At 73.2% G+C, this 16,422-nt stretch carries 14 protein-coding genes; 6 read left to right on the top strand and 8 right to left on the bottom strand.

Features of this window, described 5'->3' with window-relative positions; genetic code table 11:
- Position 1: 1 nt before the first annotated feature.
- Positions 2 to 1,663 (bottom strand): ABC transporter substrate-binding protein, encoded by a 1,662-nt coding sequence (locus AC1MBW_RS03790; RefSeq protein WP_480025504.1) that lies wholly within the window; start codon positions 1,661 to 1,663, stop codon positions 2 to 4.
- 71 nt (positions 1,664 to 1,734) lie between these two features.
- Here AC1MBW_RS03790 and AC1MBW_RS03785 point away from each other — a divergent pair, with 71 nt between their 5' ends.
- Genes AC1MBW_RS03785 through AC1MBW_RS03770 form a run of 4 tightly spaced genes read left to right on the top strand, consistent with a single transcriptional unit; the run spans position 1,735 to position 5,716 of the window.
- Positions 1,735 to 3,030, top strand: coding sequence for a four-carbon acid sugar kinase family protein (locus tag AC1MBW_RS03785; protein ID WP_480025503.1), 1,296 nt, complete (start codon positions 1,735 to 1,737; stop codon positions 3,028 to 3,030).
- Complete coding sequence (pdxA, locus tag AC1MBW_RS03780; protein WP_480025502.1) at positions 3,027 to 4,070, top strand: 4-hydroxythreonine-4-phosphate dehydrogenase PdxA; 1,044 nt, start codon at positions 3,027 to 3,029, stop codon at positions 4,068 to 4,070. The genes AC1MBW_RS03785 and pdxA overlap by 4 nt, the downstream gene beginning before the upstream one ends.
- Before the next feature lie 48 nt (positions 4,071 to 4,118).
- Positions 4,119 to 4,895 (top strand): DeoR/GlpR family DNA-binding transcription regulator, encoded by a 777-nt coding sequence (locus tag AC1MBW_RS03775; RefSeq protein ID WP_480025501.1) that lies wholly within the window; start codon positions 4,119 to 4,121, stop codon positions 4,893 to 4,895.
- A 41-nt stretch (positions 4,896 to 4,936) separates the two neighbouring features.
- A complete protein-coding gene (locus tag AC1MBW_RS03770) occupies positions 4,937 to 5,716 on the top strand; it encodes an SDR family NAD(P)-dependent oxidoreductase (RefSeq protein ID WP_480025500.1) in 780 nt (259 codons plus the stop codon).
- Here AC1MBW_RS03770 and AC1MBW_RS03765 read toward each other — a convergent pair.
- The 6 genes from AC1MBW_RS03765 to AC1MBW_RS03740 all read right to left on the bottom strand — a co-directional run bounded on the left by AC1MBW_RS03765 (position 5,713) and on the right by AC1MBW_RS03740 (position 12,628).
- Positions 5,713 to 6,927, bottom strand: coding sequence for a Fic family protein (locus AC1MBW_RS03765; protein WP_480025499.1), 1,215 nt, complete (start codon positions 6,925 to 6,927; stop codon positions 5,713 to 5,715). The two genes, AC1MBW_RS03770 and AC1MBW_RS03765, sit on opposite strands and share 4 nt — an antisense overlap.
- A 28-nt stretch (positions 6,928 to 6,955) precedes the next feature.
- Positions 6,956 to 7,705 carry a gamma-glutamyl-gamma-aminobutyrate hydrolase family protein gene (locus tag AC1MBW_RS03760; protein WP_480025498.1) on the bottom strand — a complete coding sequence of 250 codons (750 nt, stop codon included), beginning with the start codon at positions 7,703 to 7,705 and terminating at the stop codon, positions 6,956 to 6,958.
- Between the two features lie 58 nt (positions 7,706 to 7,763).
- Entirely contained in the window at positions 7,764 to 8,540 is a 777-nt protein-coding gene (locus AC1MBW_RS03755) for a hypothetical protein (protein WP_480025497.1), read from the bottom strand.
- 138 nt (positions 8,541 to 8,678) lie between these two features.
- Positions 8,679 to 10,766: a PTS fructose transporter subunit IIABC gene (locus tag AC1MBW_RS03750; RefSeq protein ID WP_480025496.1), complete on the bottom strand. Its 2,088-nt coding sequence runs from the start codon at positions 10,764 to 10,766 to the stop codon at positions 8,679 to 8,681.
- A gap of 33 nt (positions 10,767 to 10,799) precedes the next feature.
- Positions 10,800 to 11,768 carry a 1-phosphofructokinase family hexose kinase gene (locus AC1MBW_RS03745; protein WP_396600282.1) on the bottom strand — a complete coding sequence of 323 codons (969 nt, stop codon included), beginning with the start codon at positions 11,766 to 11,768 and terminating at the stop codon, positions 10,800 to 10,802.
- A 71-nt stretch (positions 11,769 to 11,839) separates the two neighbouring features.
- A complete protein-coding gene (locus tag AC1MBW_RS03740; RefSeq protein ID WP_480025495.1) occupies positions 11,840 to 12,628 on the bottom strand; it encodes a DeoR/GlpR family DNA-binding transcription regulator in 789 nt (262 codons plus the stop codon).
- 334 nt (positions 12,629 to 12,962) lie between these two features.
- Between AC1MBW_RS03740 and AC1MBW_RS03735 the strand changes: the two genes are divergently transcribed.
- Both AC1MBW_RS03735 and AC1MBW_RS03730 read left to right on the top strand, forming a co-directional pair.
- Entirely contained in the window at positions 12,963 to 13,277 is a 315-nt protein-coding gene (locus tag AC1MBW_RS03735; protein WP_480025494.1) for a hypothetical protein, read from the top strand.
- Between the two features lie 516 nt (positions 13,278 to 13,793).
- Positions 13,794 to 14,609 (top strand): DUF817 domain-containing protein, encoded by an 816-nt coding sequence (locus AC1MBW_RS03730; RefSeq protein WP_480025493.1) that lies wholly within the window; start codon positions 13,794 to 13,796, stop codon positions 14,607 to 14,609.
- A gap of 110 nt (positions 14,610 to 14,719) precedes the next feature.
- On the opposite strand, the gene AC1MBW_RS03725 is transcribed toward AC1MBW_RS03730, so the two are convergent.
- Entirely contained in the window at positions 14,720 to 16,384 is a 1,665-nt protein-coding gene (locus AC1MBW_RS03725; RefSeq protein ID WP_480025492.1) for a GAF domain-containing protein, read from the bottom strand.
- Positions 16,385 to 16,422: the final 38 nt, after the last annotated feature.

Here is a 16,422-nt window from a genome sequence, read left to right as displayed (position 1 = left end):
GTCAGGCCCCCAGTCGGACGCTCGAGAGCGGGTACGAGTTCGACGACGCGAGCGAGAGCCGCTCGACGCGCTCGCGACGGGCGAGCACCGACTTGGGCACGAAGGCCCAGGCGCACGGCCAGGTGTCCCACGCCGCCTGCTGCGCCTCGGCCAGCCGCTGCTGGCGCAGGGTCGCGTCGGGCTCGGTCGACGCGCGGGCGATCGCCTCGGCCACGTCGGGCTGCACGTAGCCCTGGTAGGTGTCGCGGGTCTGCTCCTTCTCGGCGGTGCCCGCGTACATGCCCTGCAAGATGGTCAAGGCGAGGCCGGTGGGGGCCGAGAAGCCGTTGCCGAGCAGGTCCCAGTCGCCGGCCTTGCCCTGGCGCCATTGCAGGATGTCGCCGCCGGGCTCGAACTGCTGCAGCGTGGTCCGCACGCCGATCGCGCCGAACATCTCGACGAGGGCCTCCATGATGAAGGTGTCGCCGGCGAACTCGCCGGTCTCCCAGATGATGCGCAACGTCAGGTCGCTCGCCCCGAGCTCGGCGAGCGTGCGGCGGGCGAGGTCGGGGTCGTACGTGTACTCGCCGGTCTTCGCGTAGCCGAGCAGGCTCGGTGGCACCACCCCGTCGGCCTGCGTGACCGAGTCGGTCAGCACGTCGCGCACGAGGGCGCGGCCGTCGATCGCGTGGCTGAGCGCCTCGCGCACCCGGGCGTCGGCCAGCGGGTGCCCCTCGGGCTTGCGGAAGTTGTAGAAGATCTGGTTGATGCGCAGGCTCGAGGCCTCGTCGAGGGCGATGCCGGGCAGGCCCTGCAGCTGGGTCGCCGAGTCGGGCGTGATGGAGTCGATGACGTCGACCTCGCCGCTGCGCAGGGCGATCACACGGCTGGACTCCTCGGGCAGGAACCGCACCTCGACCCGGTCGACGCCGGGGGCCTCGCCCCAGTACTGCTCGTTGCGGGTCAGGCTGTAGGTGCCGGCGCCGCGGTTGAAGCGCGTGACGACGAACGGGCCGCTGCCCACACCGTCCTGCAGCTCTTCCGGCTTGTTGGCGGCGGCAGGCGTGATCAGGATGTTGCTCATCAATGCGTCGAGCACGGGGATCGGCTGCGACGAGTCGAGCGTGAACGTACGGTCGTCGATCGCGGTCACGGTCGGGAACTCGGGGAAGAAGCTGGCGACGAACGAGCCCTGCACCTGCTCGTACATCTGCAGGGCCGTGGCGACGTCGTCGACCGTGACGGGCGTGCCGTCCGAGTACCGCACGCCCTCGCGCAGTCGGACGGTCCACTGCGTGTCGCTCGTCGGCTCGAAGCTCTCGGCGAGCACGAGCTCGGGCGTGATGTCGGGGCCGATCTGCGTGAGCGCCTGGCGCACCGCCCGCTGCACCGTGACGGCCGCGTCGAACTGGTTCAGCTTGTTGTCGAGGCTGACCAGCGAGCGGTTGAGGGCGAGCGTCAGGGTGCCGGGCCCGGGCAGCCCGGTGGGACCGGCGCAGCCGGCGAGGCTGGTGGCGGTCACGAAGAGGCCGGCCGCGGCACCCCAGCGGAGCAGGGTGCGGCGCGACATCTCGTGGTCCGCGAACGGAACGGTCATCATCGACCTCTCGATCCAGGGGTTCGACGAGGTCGACGGCGCCCGGTCCCGCAGCGCTGCGACGCCCTCGTCCGGGCTGGATGACACTGTGCCATTGCTGCGCGTTCCGCGCAAGACCGTTGGCGCACAACGCGCAGTCGTGTCAGGATGGCCGCATCATGACCCCGATCACCGTCATCGCCGACGACCTGTCCGGCGCCGCCGAGACCGCCGAGCAGTTCCGGCTGCGCGGTCACGAGACCACGGTCTCGCTCGGCGTCCCGTCGGGACGGTCCGCCGGGGTGACGGTCGTCGACGTCGGCACCCGCGCCGGCACCGCCGAGGAGGCGCGGGTCGCGATCGACGCGCTGCCCCTGCCGGTCGGCACCCTCGTCCTGAAGAAGACCGACTCGCTCTGGCGCGGTCACGTCGGGCCCGAGCTCGAGGCCCTGACCGGCCGAGGCTACGACGTCGTCCTGGCGGGGGCGTTGCCCGCCCTCGGGCGCACGGTCATCGAGGGGCGACCCCTGGTCGACGGGCGACCGTTGGCCGAGACGCCCTTCTGGCACCTCGAACCGGACGACGCCCCGTCGAGCCTCGCCGAACTGGTCGACCACCCGTCGGTGCTCGTCGGCCTCGACGTCGTGCGCTCGGACCCGGCCGCCTTCGCCGCCCGCCTCGACGACGCGCTGGTCGGGGGAGCCCTCGCCCTCGTCGACGCCGAGACCGACGACGACCTCGCGGCCGTGGTCGCGGCCGTGCTCCGACTGACCGCTCGCCCCGGGGCCCGTCGGCCGATCGCCCTCGCGGGCAGCGCCGCGCTCGCCGCCGCTCTCGCCGACGCCGTGGCGCCGGCCGCGACCCCTGGGGGCCACGCTCTCGCGCCCGACGACGTCGGGCCCCGTGGCGGGGCCGGGCCCGTGCGACCCGTCCTCGTCGTGGTCGGCTCGGCCGCCGAGGTGGCCCGGGGCCACGCCGACGTGCTCGCCGCGAGCGGTGCGGACGTACACGTGCTCGACCCGGCGGACGACGCAGGCCGCCTCGTCGAGGTGACCCGCGCCTCCTTGTCCCGGTCGTCCGTCGCCGTGCTGACGGTGACCGCCCGGCGCCTGCCCGACCCGCTCGTCGGGTCGGCGGCCCTCGCCGAGGTCGTCGCCCGGATCGGTGCCGACGTCGAGCTCGACCTCGTGCTGACCGGCGGAGAGACCGCCCGGGCCGTGCTCGACCGGCTCGCCACGACCACCCTGCGGCCGCTCGCGCAGGTCGAGCACGGCGCCGTCCTCAGCCTCACCGGCGACGGCCGGGGCCTCACGGGCGACGACCGACTCGTCGCCACGAAGCCCGGCAGCTTCGGCGGCCCGACCGTGCTCGCCGACCTCGTCGACCTGGTGCGCCGCACCCGCTCCGGCGCCGACCCCCACGACCTCACCGCGTCGGCCGCGTCCGGCGCCCCCACGAAACGGAGAACCCCATGACCACGACGACACCCGACACGCGGCCGTTCATCGCCGTCACCATGGGCGACGGCACCGGCGTCGGACCCGAGGTGACCGTCGGCGCGCTGCTCGACGAGGCCGCCTACCGCGACGCCCGCCCGGTCGTCGTCGGCGACGCCCACCGACTGCGGCTGGGGGCCGCCGCGCTCGGCGTCGAGGCGGAGATCGTCGAGGTCGACGGCCCCGCCGGCGCCCTCTTCACCCCCGGCCGCATCAACGTCGTCGACCCGCACCTGCTCTCGGCCGACCTGCCCTGGGGCGCCGTCTCGGCCGAGGCCGGTCACGCGGCGTACGAGTACATCCGCATCGCGTGCGAGCTCGGCATGGCCGGTCTCGTGCAGGGCATCTGCACCGCGCCGCTGAACAAGGCGGCGCTGCACGAGGCCGGTCACGTGTTCCCCGGCCACACCGAGCTGCTGGCGCACTTCATGGGCGTCGGCGAGGTGTCGATGATGCTCTCGACGCCCAAGATCAAGGTGATCCACGTGACCACCCACATCGGGTTGATCGACGCCATCGCGAAGATCGAGCCCGGCCTGGTCGAGCGCACGGTGCGCCGCGGCTGGGAGGCCCTCCGCCGCGCGGGCGTCGACGACCCCCGCATCGGCGTCTGCGCGATCAACCCGCACGCCGGCGAGAACGGCCTGTTCGGCTACGGCGAGGAGGCCGAGAAGATCACGCCCGCCATCGAGGTGCTGCAGGCCGACGGCATCCGCGCCGTCGGGCCGCTGCCGGCGGACACCGCGTTCTTCCTGGGAGGTCGCGGCGATTACGACCTCATCGTGGCGATGTACCACGACCAGGGCCACGGGCCGGTGAAGGTCCTCGGCATCGAGGCCGGCGTCAACATCACCGTCGGGCTGCCCGTGATCCGCACCTCGGTCGACCACGGCACCGCGTTCGACATCGCCGGCACCGGCGTCGTGGCCGTCGGTAGCATGATCGAGGCGCTGCGCCAGGCGGTGGAGATGTCGCCCAGCCCGGCCGACGCCGTCGAGGTCGGTGCGCCGTCGGCGTGACCTCGCCCACCGCACCGAACAGGACGGCCATCGCATGAGCACCAGCGCATGAGCACCACCGCGCGAGAGCGACGCCGCGACATCGTCGAACTGGCCCACACCACGGGCCTGGCGAGCGTCGACGAGTTGAGCCGTCGCTTCGAGGTGACCCCGTCCACGATCCGGCGCGACCTGGCCGAGCTCACCCGTCGAGGGGAGATCGCCCGGACCTACGGCGGGGCCATGCCGATCGGTGCCCCCGGTGCCGAGCCGACCTTCCGCCAGCGCAACAGCGAGGCCGGGGTGGCCAAGGCCGAGATCGCCCGGTACGCCCGCACGCTGGTCCACGACGGCGAGACGCTGCTGCTCGACGCCGGCTCGTCCGTCGCGGCCCTCGCCCGGGAGGCGCGCTCGGGTCTGGTCGCGACGGTCGCCACCACCTCGATCGCCGTCATCCAGCAGCTCGCCGACTCGGACGGCATCCACCTCGAGTGCCTCGGCGGCACGCTGCGCCCGGCCAGTCAGGGCTTCGTCGGGCCACTGGCCGAGGCCGCGCTCGAGCGCCTGACCTTCGACCGGGTGTTCCTCGGCGCCGACGGCGTGCTCGCCTCGGGGCACGTGGTCGAGGCCGACCTCGTGCAGACGCGGCTGAAAGAGCTGATGTGCCGGCAGTCCGAGCGCGTCTACGTGCTGGCGGACGGGTCGAAGCTGGGTCGCGCGACGTTCCACGCCCGGGCGGCGCTGCCCGAGGGGTGGACGCTCGTGACCGACGCCACGGCCGCACCCGAGGCCCTGGCCGAGTTCGCGGACGCCGGCGTCGACGTGGTGGTCGCTCCCGCCGGCTGACGTCGCGCCCGATCCGCGACCCCGTCGGGCAGGATGGGCGCATGCCCGCACCCACCGCGTCCCTGCCCACCGCACTCGTCACCGGCGCGTCCGGCGGCATCGGCGCCGAGTTCGCCCGGCGACTCGCGCCCGACCACGACGTGGTGATCGTGGCCCGGAGCGCCGACCGCCTCGAGCAGGTGAGGGTCGAGCTCGTGGCGACCCGCGCCTCCGGGTCGTTCACGGCCGTGGTCGCCGACCTGTCGACGCCCGAGGGGGTCGAGACCGTCCTGGCGGCGGTCGGCGACCGCACGATCGACGTGCTGGTGAACAACGCCGGCGTCGGCTCGCACGGGGCGTTCGCCGAGTCCGACCCCGCCGCGGTCCAGGCGCAGGTGCACCTCAACTGCTCGCAGGTGGTCGCGCTCACGCGCGCGCTGCTGCCCGGCATGGTGGCCCGCCGACGCGGAACGGTGGTCAACGTCGCGTCGACCGCGGCGTTCCAGCCGATCCCGACGATGGCGGTCTACGGGGCGACGAAGGCGTTCGTGCTCTCGTTCAGCGAGGCGCTGCACGCCGAGGTCCGCGGGTCGGGCGTCACCGTCACGGCGCTCTGCCCGGGGGCGACCGAGACCGGGTTCTTCGCCGCGACCGGAAGCGACTTCCTCACGAGCGGTCGCCAGACGCCCGAGCAGGTCGTCACCGCAGCACTGCGGGCCGTGCGCCGCCGCCGGGCCGTCGTGGTCAGCGGGCTCGGCAACGCGATCGGCGCCCAGGCACACCGCTTCCTGCCCCGCCGGCTCGTGACCGCGGCCTCGGCCCTGATCGTCCGCGAGCGCTAGGCACCGGGCCCGGGTCGCCGGCCGCGCTTGGCCCGCACGGCGAACGCGTCGAGGGCGACGAGCACGTCGGGCGCCTCGTACAGGCGTCCGCGGCGTGCCTCACCGATCGGCCGCACGATGCCGTCGTCGACGAGTCGTTCGATGCCGGCCCGGGCGTTGTTCGTCGCGACCCCGAGTTCGCGGGCGACCGACGGCACGTCGACGACGGGCTGGCGTTGCAGCACGTCGAGCAGACGTCGACCGACCGACCCCGCGCGGGCGGTCGTGAGGTCGTCCCACTGCAGGCGGAGCCGGGTCAGGTCGGTCACGAGCGAACGGCCGTTGTGGACCGCCTCGACGGTCGCGCGGGTGAAGGCGCGGACGATCGGCTCGACGTCGCCGTCGCGATAGGCCCCGAGTGCGTCGAAGTACCCCGAGGCGTCTCGCAGCAGGCCGGCCGAGACCGGCACCGTCACCTGACGCATGACGCCCAGCCGTCGCAGCATCGAGTGGACGATCGCGCGACCCGTCCGGCCGTTGCCGTCGGGGAAGGGGTGGATGGTCTCGAACTGCGCGTGGGTCAGCGCGACGTGCACGAGGGTCGGCAGGTCGTCACGGCGGGCGAAGGCGAGCACGTCGTCCATGGCTCGCGGCACCCTCTCGGCACGGGGCGGCACGAAGTCCGCCCTGTGCGGGCTCGTTCCCGTGCCCCCGATCCACACCTGCTGATCGCGCCAACGGCCCGTGTGATGCGGTTGCTCGTCACCCAGGAGGGCCGCGTGCATCGCGATCACGGCAGCGTCGTCGAGGTCGTCGGCGAGGGCGACGGCGGCCTCCATCGCGTGGGCGTTGGCGATGACGAGCCGGGCGTTCGTCCCCGCCTTGCGGCCGAGGGCGGCGAGGGCGATGCCACGGGGCATGGCCGTGAGGTTCTCGATCTCGGAGCTCGACGCGCTCTCGCTCCGCAGCAGGATCGCCGCGAAAGGGGCGGTGAACGCGCCCACCTCGGCGTCGAAGCGGGCCAGCTCGGCGACGGCGTCCTCGCAGTCGACCACGAGGTCTGCTGGCAGGTTCGGCGCGGCGGCCTCGGCGATGATCGGGGTGACGGCGGCCTCGTACGGCCCGCGTGACCGCAGTCGAGCCCGGCGGGAGAGCGGGGCGTCCTCGTCGTCGTCCCAGGGGTGGCTCTCGTACTCGACCCGAGGCCACGAGGGCGGGGGAACCATGGGCATGCCTCCCAGCTTAGCCATGGTTAGTCGATCAAACGTCCTCTCGGCGAACGAGGGCGGCGTCGCGCGCCGCGACGAGCAGGTCGGTGAGCACCGTGCCGGTCGCCCCGCGGTCTTCGGGGTGCCACTGGACGCACCACACCGGCGCCGTGCCGTGTTCGACGGCCTCGACCGTGCCGTCGTCGGCCCAGGCCACCGCGCGCAGCCCCTCGCCCAGGCGTCCCACCGCCTGGTGGTGCGAGCTGCGCACGACCAGCGACGTCGTGCCGAGCATCGTCGCGAGCGTGCTGCCGACGGCGAGCCGGACCGGGTGGTCGACCATGCTGTCCGAGACGTCGTCCGGGTTCACGTGGCCGGGGTGCTCGAGGTGCTGCACGAGGTCGCCGCCGAGGGCGACGTCGACCACCTGCATGCCGCGGCAGATGCCGACCAGCGGCACCCGCGCCTCCACGGCCCCGCGCACCACCTCGACCTGTACCCGGTCGGCGTCGGCGAAGGTCTGGCCCCGCCCCGGGTAGTCGACGGGCCCGCCGTAGTGGCTCGGGTCGACGTCCTCACCGCCGGTGACGAGCACCGCGTCGGCCTCGTCGAGGGCGGAGCGCACGTCGCCGAGCCGGTTCGCGGGCACCCGGCGCACCGCGAAGCCGACCTGCTCGGCGGCCGCGACCACCGAGGTCGACAGGTCGTCGAGTTCACGTTCGAACGCGGGGTCGTCGCGGGCCTCGTCGGTCACGTCGAGGACCAACAGGTTCAGGAGGTGCGGTGCGGGCGAGTCGCTCATCTCGCCATCCTGGCAGCCCGGCCCGCCCCCTGCGGCGCGTTGCCGCGACGACGCGTCGCTAGTCGGTGCCGTCGATCCCGCCGAGTCGTTCGAGCACGCCCGTGAGGATCGTGCCGGCCGCGTCGGGCAGCACGTGGTGGTTCATGTAGATCGCCTCGAGCCAGGGGAGCACCTCGTCACGACCCCAGCCGACGGCGTCCCAGTCGATGCCGGGCAGGGCCTTCGTGAGCGGCTGGTCGGTCCGCGGGTCGAGCCAGGCCTGGGCGATCGGCACGGCGTCGGACGCGCCTTGGGGCGTCCAGCTCAGCGCGATCGGGTGGTCGTCGCCCTCGATGTGGTCGTGCTCGACGGCGCCCGAGCCGAGCCACGGCAGGGTGAGCAGCTCGCCTTCGATGTCGACCTCGATCAGGTCGAGCTTGCGGGGCTCCTCGACCTCGCAGACGTAGAGGTCGAAGCCGGCGTCGTGCCAGGCGGCGGCCTCGTCGACCTCGTCGAGCAGGTCGGGCATGCGGCCGTGCAGGTCGACGATCAGCCGGGTCGACCACTCGACGAGCACCCGCGTGTCGTCGACGCCGAAGGGGCTGATGTCGCTGTCGTCGCCGTTCGCGAGGTGGAAGTGGTGCTCGACGTCGCCCGAGGGCGTGGTCTCGAGGTGCACCTGACCGGTCTCGTAGCCGACGTACAGCGCGGTGATCAGGTCGTCGTCGTCGTACTCGGCGTAGAGGTTCGGCTTGCCGAGCGCGGTCGGCAGCGGCGTCTGCGCGGCCGGGCGCTGGCCGAGGTCGAGCACGGCACGGAAATGGGTGGTGGGGAGCCTCAGGCTCATGTCGGTCACGGCGTGGGGTCCAATCGGTTGCTCACGCCAGGGTAGAGGACGCGACCGCCCGTCCGCGGCCCGTCCACAGCCGAGGAGGCGCGCTCCGGGACTCCCCGGAGCGCGCCTCCTCGTGTGGTCGCCTCGGCGGCGACGTGCCTACGCGGCGACGGGGCTGCGCTGGCCGACGACCGAACCGGCCTCGGCGGCGTCGGCCGACGCGTCGGCGTCGGCGGCCGTGCTGCGGCGCACGAACTTCTTCAGCAGGACGAGCACGAGCGCGCTCACCACGGTGCCGGCGACGATCGCCAGCGCCCACATGCCCAGGTTGCCGATCGCGAAGAACACGAAGATGCCGCCGTGGGGGGCCTGCGACGTGACGCCGGCGGCCATCGAGATGGCTCCGGTCACCGCGCCTCCGACCATGCTCGCGGGGATCACGCGCAGCGGGTCGGCCGCGGCGAAGGGGATCGCGCCCTCCGAGATGAACGAGGCGCCGAGCAGCCAGGCGGCCGTGCCGTTGGAGCGCTCGACCTGCGAGAAGCCCTTGCGGTAGAGCACGGTCGAGGCGAGGGCCATGGCCAGGGGCGGCACCATGCCGGCGCCCATGACGGCGGCCATGATCATCAGCGGAGCGGGGTTGTCGCTGATGGAGCCCGCCGACAGGCCGGCGACGGCGAACGAGTACGCGACCTTGTTGACCGGGCCACCGAGGTCGATGCACATCATGAGGCCGAGGATGACGCCGAGGACGATCGCCCCGGTGCCGCTCAGGCCGTTGAGGAAGTCGGTCAGGGCGACGGTCAGGGCGGCGATCGGGCCGCCGAGCACGAGCACGAGCAGACCCGAGGCGAAGATCGACGCGAGCAGCGGGATGATCACGACGGGCATCAGGCCGCGCAGCCAGCGGGGCACGTCGGGCTTGCCGATCCAGTAGGCGGCGAAGCCGGCGAGCAGACCACCGACGAGACCGCCGATGAAGCCGGCGCCCATGAAGACGGCGACGGCACCGGCGACGAAACCGGGGGCGATGCCGGGTCGATCGGCGATCGCGTAAGCGATGTAACCGGCCAGGGCGGCGACGAGGAAGCCCATCGACAGGTTGCCGATCTGGAACGCGGCGGCACCGAGGAAGTACTGCAGGCCCTCGGGCGGCAGGTCGAACAGCGAGTAGTCGGTCAGCACCGTCGCGGCGTTGCCGGCGATCTCGTAACCCGAGAGCAGGAAGCCGAGGGCGAGCAGCAGGCCGCCACCGGCGACGAACGGGATCATGTACGAGACGCCGGTCAACAGCCAGCGCTTGAGCGACGAGCCGAAGCCCTGCTTCTCGGCGGTCGAGCCCGTGGCGGCGCCGGCGGCACCGGTCGTGCCGCCCACTCGCGCGGCGTTCGGGTCCTTCGCGGCGGCCAGCGCCTCCTTCACCATGGCGTCGGGGGCGTCGACGCCGCGCTTGACGGGGCCTCGCACGACCGGCTTGCCGGCGAACCGGCCCTGGTCGCGCACGTCGACGTCGACGGCGAAGATCACGGCGTCGGCCTCGGCGATGACGGCCGGGTCGAGCGGGGTGACCGTGCCCGAGCCCTGCGGCTCGATCTGCAGGTCGGCACCGAGGCGCTTCGCGGCGGCGACGAGGGCGTCGGCGGCCATGAAGGTGTGGGCGATGCCGGTCGGGCAGGCGGTGACGCCGACCAGCTTCGGGCGACGGGCTCCGTCGCCCCCGGCGTCGGCCGCGGACGAGGAGGCGCCGGTCGCCCCGGCCGCGGAGGTCGCGGCCGGGCCGCGCGTCTCGGCGACCTCGCCGCTGACCTCGTCGTCGACGAGCTCCACGATGTCGGCGGGCGTCTTCGCGGCGCGGAGGGCGGCGGTGAAGTCGTCGCGGATCAGGGCGCGGGCGAGGGTCGACAGCACCGTCATGTGGTCGCCGTCGGCGCCTTCGGGCACGGCGATCATGAAGACGATGTCGGCGTCGCCGTCGGGGGCGCCGAAGCCGACCGTGCGGGCGAGCCGCGAGAAGGCGAGGGTCGGCTCGGTGACCGAGGCCGACCGGGCGTGGGGGATGGCGATGCCGCCGGGGACGCCGGTGCCGACCGAGGCCTCACGCTTGATGGCGTCGTCGGCGAGCGAGTCGGCCGAGCCGGCGCGGCCCGAGGCGGCGACGCGCGCGGCCAGGGCGCGGATGACGTCGGTCGACGTGCCGCCCAGGTCTTCGTCGAGACCGACGAGGTCGGTGCTGATGAGGGATGACATGCTGTTCTGCTCCTTGGGGTTGGGCGACGCTGCTCAGAGGTGCCCGACGGCCGCGGGGGCCACCGGGACGACGTCGATGTCGTCAGGGAAGGTCTGGTCGAGGCGGGGGACGATGCTGCCGGGCAGGGCCGCGGCGGCGGCCCCGGACGCGACGGCCTGGGCGAGGCGGGCCGGGGCGGGGGCCCCGGCCGTCTCGGCGAGCAGGTAGCCGGACAGCGACGAGTCGCCGGCGCCCACCGTGCTCAGGGCGGTGATGACGGGGGCGGCGGCGAACCACGACCCCTCGTCGTCGATCAACAGGGCGCCCGCGCTGCCGAGGGTGAGCAGCACGGTCTCGACGCCGAGTTCGCGCAGGCGTCGGGCTCCGGCGACGGCCGAGGCCGGGTCGGCCTCGTACGCCTCGGGGTCGCCGCCGACGATCTCGGCGAGTTCGTCGGCGTTGGGCTTGACGAGGTCGATGCCGACGCCCGACGCGATCAGGGCCGCGAACGGCTCGCCCGACGAGTCGACCGCGATGCGCGGGGCGGTGTCACCGCAGGAGGCGCGCACGGCCCGGACGACGTCGGCCAGCCAGGTCGTCGGCAGGCCGGGCGGCAGCGAGCCCGCGAGCACCAGCCACGAGGCGAGGGCCGCGTGCTCGACGACGAGCGCGGTGAGCTCGTCCACGTGGGCGCCGAGGTCGGGGCCGAGCTCGTTGATCTTGGTGGTCGTGCCGCCGGGCTCGGTCAGGGTGACGTTGGCCCGGAGGCGCTGGTCGATCGGCAGGTTGACGGTCGGCACGCCCCGCTCGCGCAGGGCGACGAGGACCGGGTCGTCGAGGGCACCGGGCAGCAGGGCCACGGTCTCGGCACCCGAGGCCGCGAGGGCCCGGGACACGTTGACGCCCTTGCCGCCGGGCTCGTCGGTCGTGCTGACCGAGCGCTGCACCGCGCCCCGCTGCAGGGTGCCCGGCAGCTCGATCGTGCGGTCGAGCGAGGGGTTCGCGGTGACGGTGAGGATCATGCGGGTGCCTCCTGGCAGCGGTGCGGGGTCGAGCGGGGCCACGACGGGGCGGGGCGCGGGGGTCGAGGCGCTCATGCCACGATCACCTCGACGTCGGCGAGCTCGAGCGCCTCGCCCAGGTCGGGGGCGGGGAGCGCGTCGGTGACCACGGTGTCGATCTCGGCCAGGCGCGCGAACCGCACCAGCGCCTCCTCGCCGTGTTTGGTCTGGTCGACCACGGCGACGACACGGCGCCCGGCGCGGACGTAGGCCGACTTGACGGCGCCCTCGAACTCGTCGGGGGTCGACAGCCCGAAGCCGGCGCTGAGGCCGTTCGCGCCGACGAAGACGATGTCGGGCCGCAAGGCCTGGATCTGCTCGACCGTGCTCGTGCCGACGGCGGCGCTGGTCAGGCCGCGGACGCGTCCCCCGAGCAGGTGCAGGTCGACGTGGGGGCTGTGCTGCAGCAAGGCCGCGATCGGGACGGCGTTCGTGATGACGGTGAGGACGGTGCCGGGCGTCGCCGGGGTCCAGCGGGCGAGCTCGGCGGCGACGGCGGCCGTGGTGGTGCCGGCGTCGAGGGCGATCGACCCCGTGAACGTCGGGGGTACGAGGTGCGCGGCGGCCTGGGCGACCGACGTCTTCTCGGGGCTGTGTCGGGTCTCGCGCTCGCTCAGGCTGAGCTCGCTGACGCTGGAGCGGCCCGCGGCGACGGCACCGCCGTGCACGCGTTGCAACAGGCCCGCCTGCTCGAGGGCGTCGAGGTCTCGGCGGACCGTCTCGGCCGTGACGTCGAGGCGCAGGGCGAGATCGCTGACCGACACCCGACCGGCCGAGCGCAGGGCTTCGGCGATCGACTCGTGCCGTTCGGTGGCGTACATGCGACCTCCTCGTCGTCTCGCGGTGCTGCTGGTGCCGGTGCTGCTGGTGTCCGTCCGGCGGTGTCGCGCGCCGGTGTGGGCCGACTGTACGACGGTTCCACAGAGAAAACAAGACAAAGACAGAAAAACGAAGAAGAACGCAGATCGCACACCCGAGCCGGTCCGTCATGTCCGCAATGCGCACTCTTGCCGATCTGGCTAGTTCATCTAGCTATCCACCTGTCACAGTGATGGACGTACCGGTTCACGGCGGTACGGGCACCGACTTCACGGGCGGTGCCGAAGCTCCAGCAAGTTCCTCAGGTGGCGCAGGGTCACCAGAAATGAGAAGAACATGAACACCAGCAGCACCTCGCTCCAGGGCCTCGGCCACGAGCAGCTCGTCTCCCTCGTCCGCGGGACCGTCGGTTCGGCTCGCCCCTCGGTGGTCCGTCCGACCACCGGTCGCGTCGACGCCGGCCTCTACCGCCGCGACCCCCGTGTCCCGGCCGTCCGCATCGAGACCTACCCCCGTCGTCGTCGGGCCCGTGTCGCAGCGGTCGCCCTCGCCGCCCCGATCTCGGCAGCCGTCTCGGCCGTCGCCCGGGTCGACGAGCCCACCTACGCCGACTTCCTCGTGGCCGCCCCGGCCCACGCGATGTCGGCTTGAGGCAGGCACGATGACGTTCGCACAGCGCATCCTCGCCGATCAGGTCGGCGACCACGTGTCCTATTTCGACACGGCCCTCGACGACACCGACGACCTCGACTGAACGGCCCGACCATGACCCCCGCGCTTCCCTCGCTCGACACCCTCGTCCACCCCGACCTCCACGAGTACGTGGCCGACCGCTACCCCTTCGTGGCCGGTCTGGTGGACGACGACCAGATCTGACCGTCCCGGGCCCCGGCCCGGTGCACGACTTCGGACGGGCTGACGCCCGGCCCGTCGACGGTGCGTACCAGCGGCCCGCAGCGCGGGACGCCGACGAGCACCCCACGAGAGCCCCCTCGCCCCCCGGCGAGGGGGCTCTCGCGTGTCCGAGGACGCCACCCGCGGGGGAGGCGGGTGGTCCTCGGGACGGACGCCGCGCCTCCTCGGGGTCCGTAGCGTGGACGAGGTCGCACCCGTGGGGGCGACGGTGCGGCCACCCGGCCCGCGCCGACGACGAACCGAGGAGGCGCGGTGTCCACCGTCGAGATCGTCCCGCGTCACCGCCCGGGTCGCGCCGCCCGCACGCGCGAGTCCCTGCTCGACCTGCTGGCCTTCGGCCGCGCGCAGGCCCTCTCGTGCGCGTTCGCGGTAGCGATCTTCGCGGGGCTCGCCGTGACACGCGTGGTGGACGTGGGCATCCCGCGCTACGACGCCCTGCTGATCTGGTGCCTGCTCGTGCAGGTCGCGCTCGTCGCGACGCGGCTCGAGACCCGGGACGAACTGCTCGTCATCTGCGTCTTCCACGTCCTGGGCCTCGGGCTCGAGGTGTTCAAGGTGGCGATCGGATCGTGGTCGTACCCGGAGCCCGGCGTGTTGCGCCTGGGTGACGTGCCGCTCTACAGCGGATTCATGTACGCGGCCGTCGCGAGCTACATCTGCCAGGCGTGGCGACGACTCGACCTGCGCGTCGACCCGGTGCCGATGGTGGCGACCATGGCCGTCGCGGTCGGTTTCTACGTCAACTTCTTCACGAACCACTGGATCACCGACCTGCGTGGGGTGCTGCTCGGCGTCGCCGCGCTGCTGATCGCCCGGCGGTCGGTGACCTTCCGCGTGCGGGGCGTCGACCGCCGCATGCCGTTGCTCGTCTCGTTCGCCCTGATCGGGCTCTTCATCTGGATCGCGGAGAACGCCGCGACCCTGCTCGGCGCCTGGACCTACGCCTCGCAGGCCGACGGCTGGAGCCTCGTGCACCCCAGCAAGATCGGCTCGTGGATGGTGCTCGTGATCTTCAGCTTCACGCTCGTGCTGTGGCTGAAGCAGCGGAAGGGGCCGCGCCGACGGTGACGGCGTGACGGCGTGACGGCTCGACGGTCGCACCACCGTCGCGTCGTCGAACCACGCTCCCGGATGGTTCGACGACGCGGACGTGGTGCGTCCTCGCCCACGGGTCGCGGTCAGGGGGCGGCGTGACGCCCGACGCGCGTGGGGGCCGGCGCGGCCGCCTGCGGGGCGCGACCCGACACGGCCGCCGCGACCGCCGCCTCCCGGGTCTCGTACATCGTCGGCAGGTCGTGGCCCCCGTCGGCCGTCTCGTAGCTCTGCAGCTCGATCTCGGCCAGGCGGGCGAACTCGGCGAGCTTCTCGGACGACACGCTCTTCGCCTTGCGGGGGCGGGTGTTGTGCAGGCAGAACGTGCCGATCGCCTCGCCCGTCGACGAGTGGATAGGGTGCCCGGCGTAGAAGTACCCGTGGTTGAGGTCGAGGTAGGGGTTGTCCTTGAACCGGTCGTCCTTGCGGGCGTCCTCGACGATCACGGGCGCGTCGGCCGCGACGGTCACGTCGCAGAACGTCAGCTCGCGGGGGATCGACACCGGCAGCAGCTCGGTGTTGACCGCGTAGTACAGCTTCTTGCCGTCGAGCAGCGAGACGACCGCGACGTCGACGCCGAACTCCTTCTCGGCTCGGCGGGCGAGGTCCTGCAGGGTGTCCGACCCGCCGGTGCTGGCGAGCTCGACCAGCGTCTCGGCACCCGACCACTCGAAGGTCGGTTCGGGCAGTGCGCGCCGCGGACGCGCAGGAGGCGCGGTGCCGGTCGGTGGGACGGGCAGGGTTCCGGGGGCACTCTCGGGTGCAGGCGTCGGCGCAGGCGTCGTGGCAGGTGTCGGCAGCGGTGCGGGTGCCGCTGTCGAGCGCGCCGCGTCGGCCTGCTCGGCCTCGAGACGGGCGACGGCCGCCCGCGCGGCCTCGAGCCGTGCGACGACCGGGTCGACCGGAGCCGGCGCGGCCACCGACGCCGCCAGTCGGGCCACCTCGAGCTGGGCCGCGACGCGCTGGGGCACGAGGGGGGCCGCCGAGGTGCGCGGGATGTGCTCGACCGATTCGCCGCGGCGCACCACGTCGAGGGTCGGGGCGACCCGGTCGGCGACCACGGCGCCCCATTGCCGGTACATCGTCTCGCAGCCGTGCGGGCGCCCGGGCTGCAGCTCGCCCGGGGGCAGTCGGAAGTACGAGGTCGACGGGTGCTGCGAGGCGACCCGCTCGGTGATGTCGTTCATGCGCGCGGCGTGCCGGTCGGCGACCGATCCGAACGGGTTGTCGAACCGCGTCACCGAGCGGACGGGCTGCACGCCGACCAGGACGATGCGGGCGGTCGGGTGGACGCGGCGCGTCAGGTCGGTGACGAGCGACGTGACGTCGCGCTGCCAGCTGTCGAGCGGGGTGAGCATGACGGCGTCGTTGAGGCCGAGCATCACGACGACCGTGTCGTACAGGCTGAGGTCGTGGTCGCCGATCCACGAGCGGGCCGACCCGGCGTTCATCATCTCGTCGCCGATGTAGTCCACCGAGCACGCACGTCCGGTGTTCTTCGAGGTCTCCTTGGCGATCTGGCCGGTGAGCGCCTGCTCGTGGCTCGTCACGCCGAAGCCGTGGGTGGGGCCCGTGCCGATCAGCAGCACGGTGTCGGGGTCGGGGGAGTCCGCCCGGTAGGTCGGCCGACCGCGCGGAGACGGCACGTGCCGCGAGCGCGAGAGCGTCCACAGGTAGAACAGGCGCATGGCAGGCCTCAGCCGCTCGTAGCTGCGCGTCGGGTGCGCGGGTGTGTCGACCGTCCTGGTCACGTGGTGCTCCTCGGGTGTCTCTCGGTGTCTCGTCCCCC

It is taken from the genome of Frigoribacterium sp. AP1, from assembly GCF_056680555.1.
Note: the sequence above shows the minus strand (reverse complement) of the source record. Positions and strands in the feature narration are given on the sequence as shown.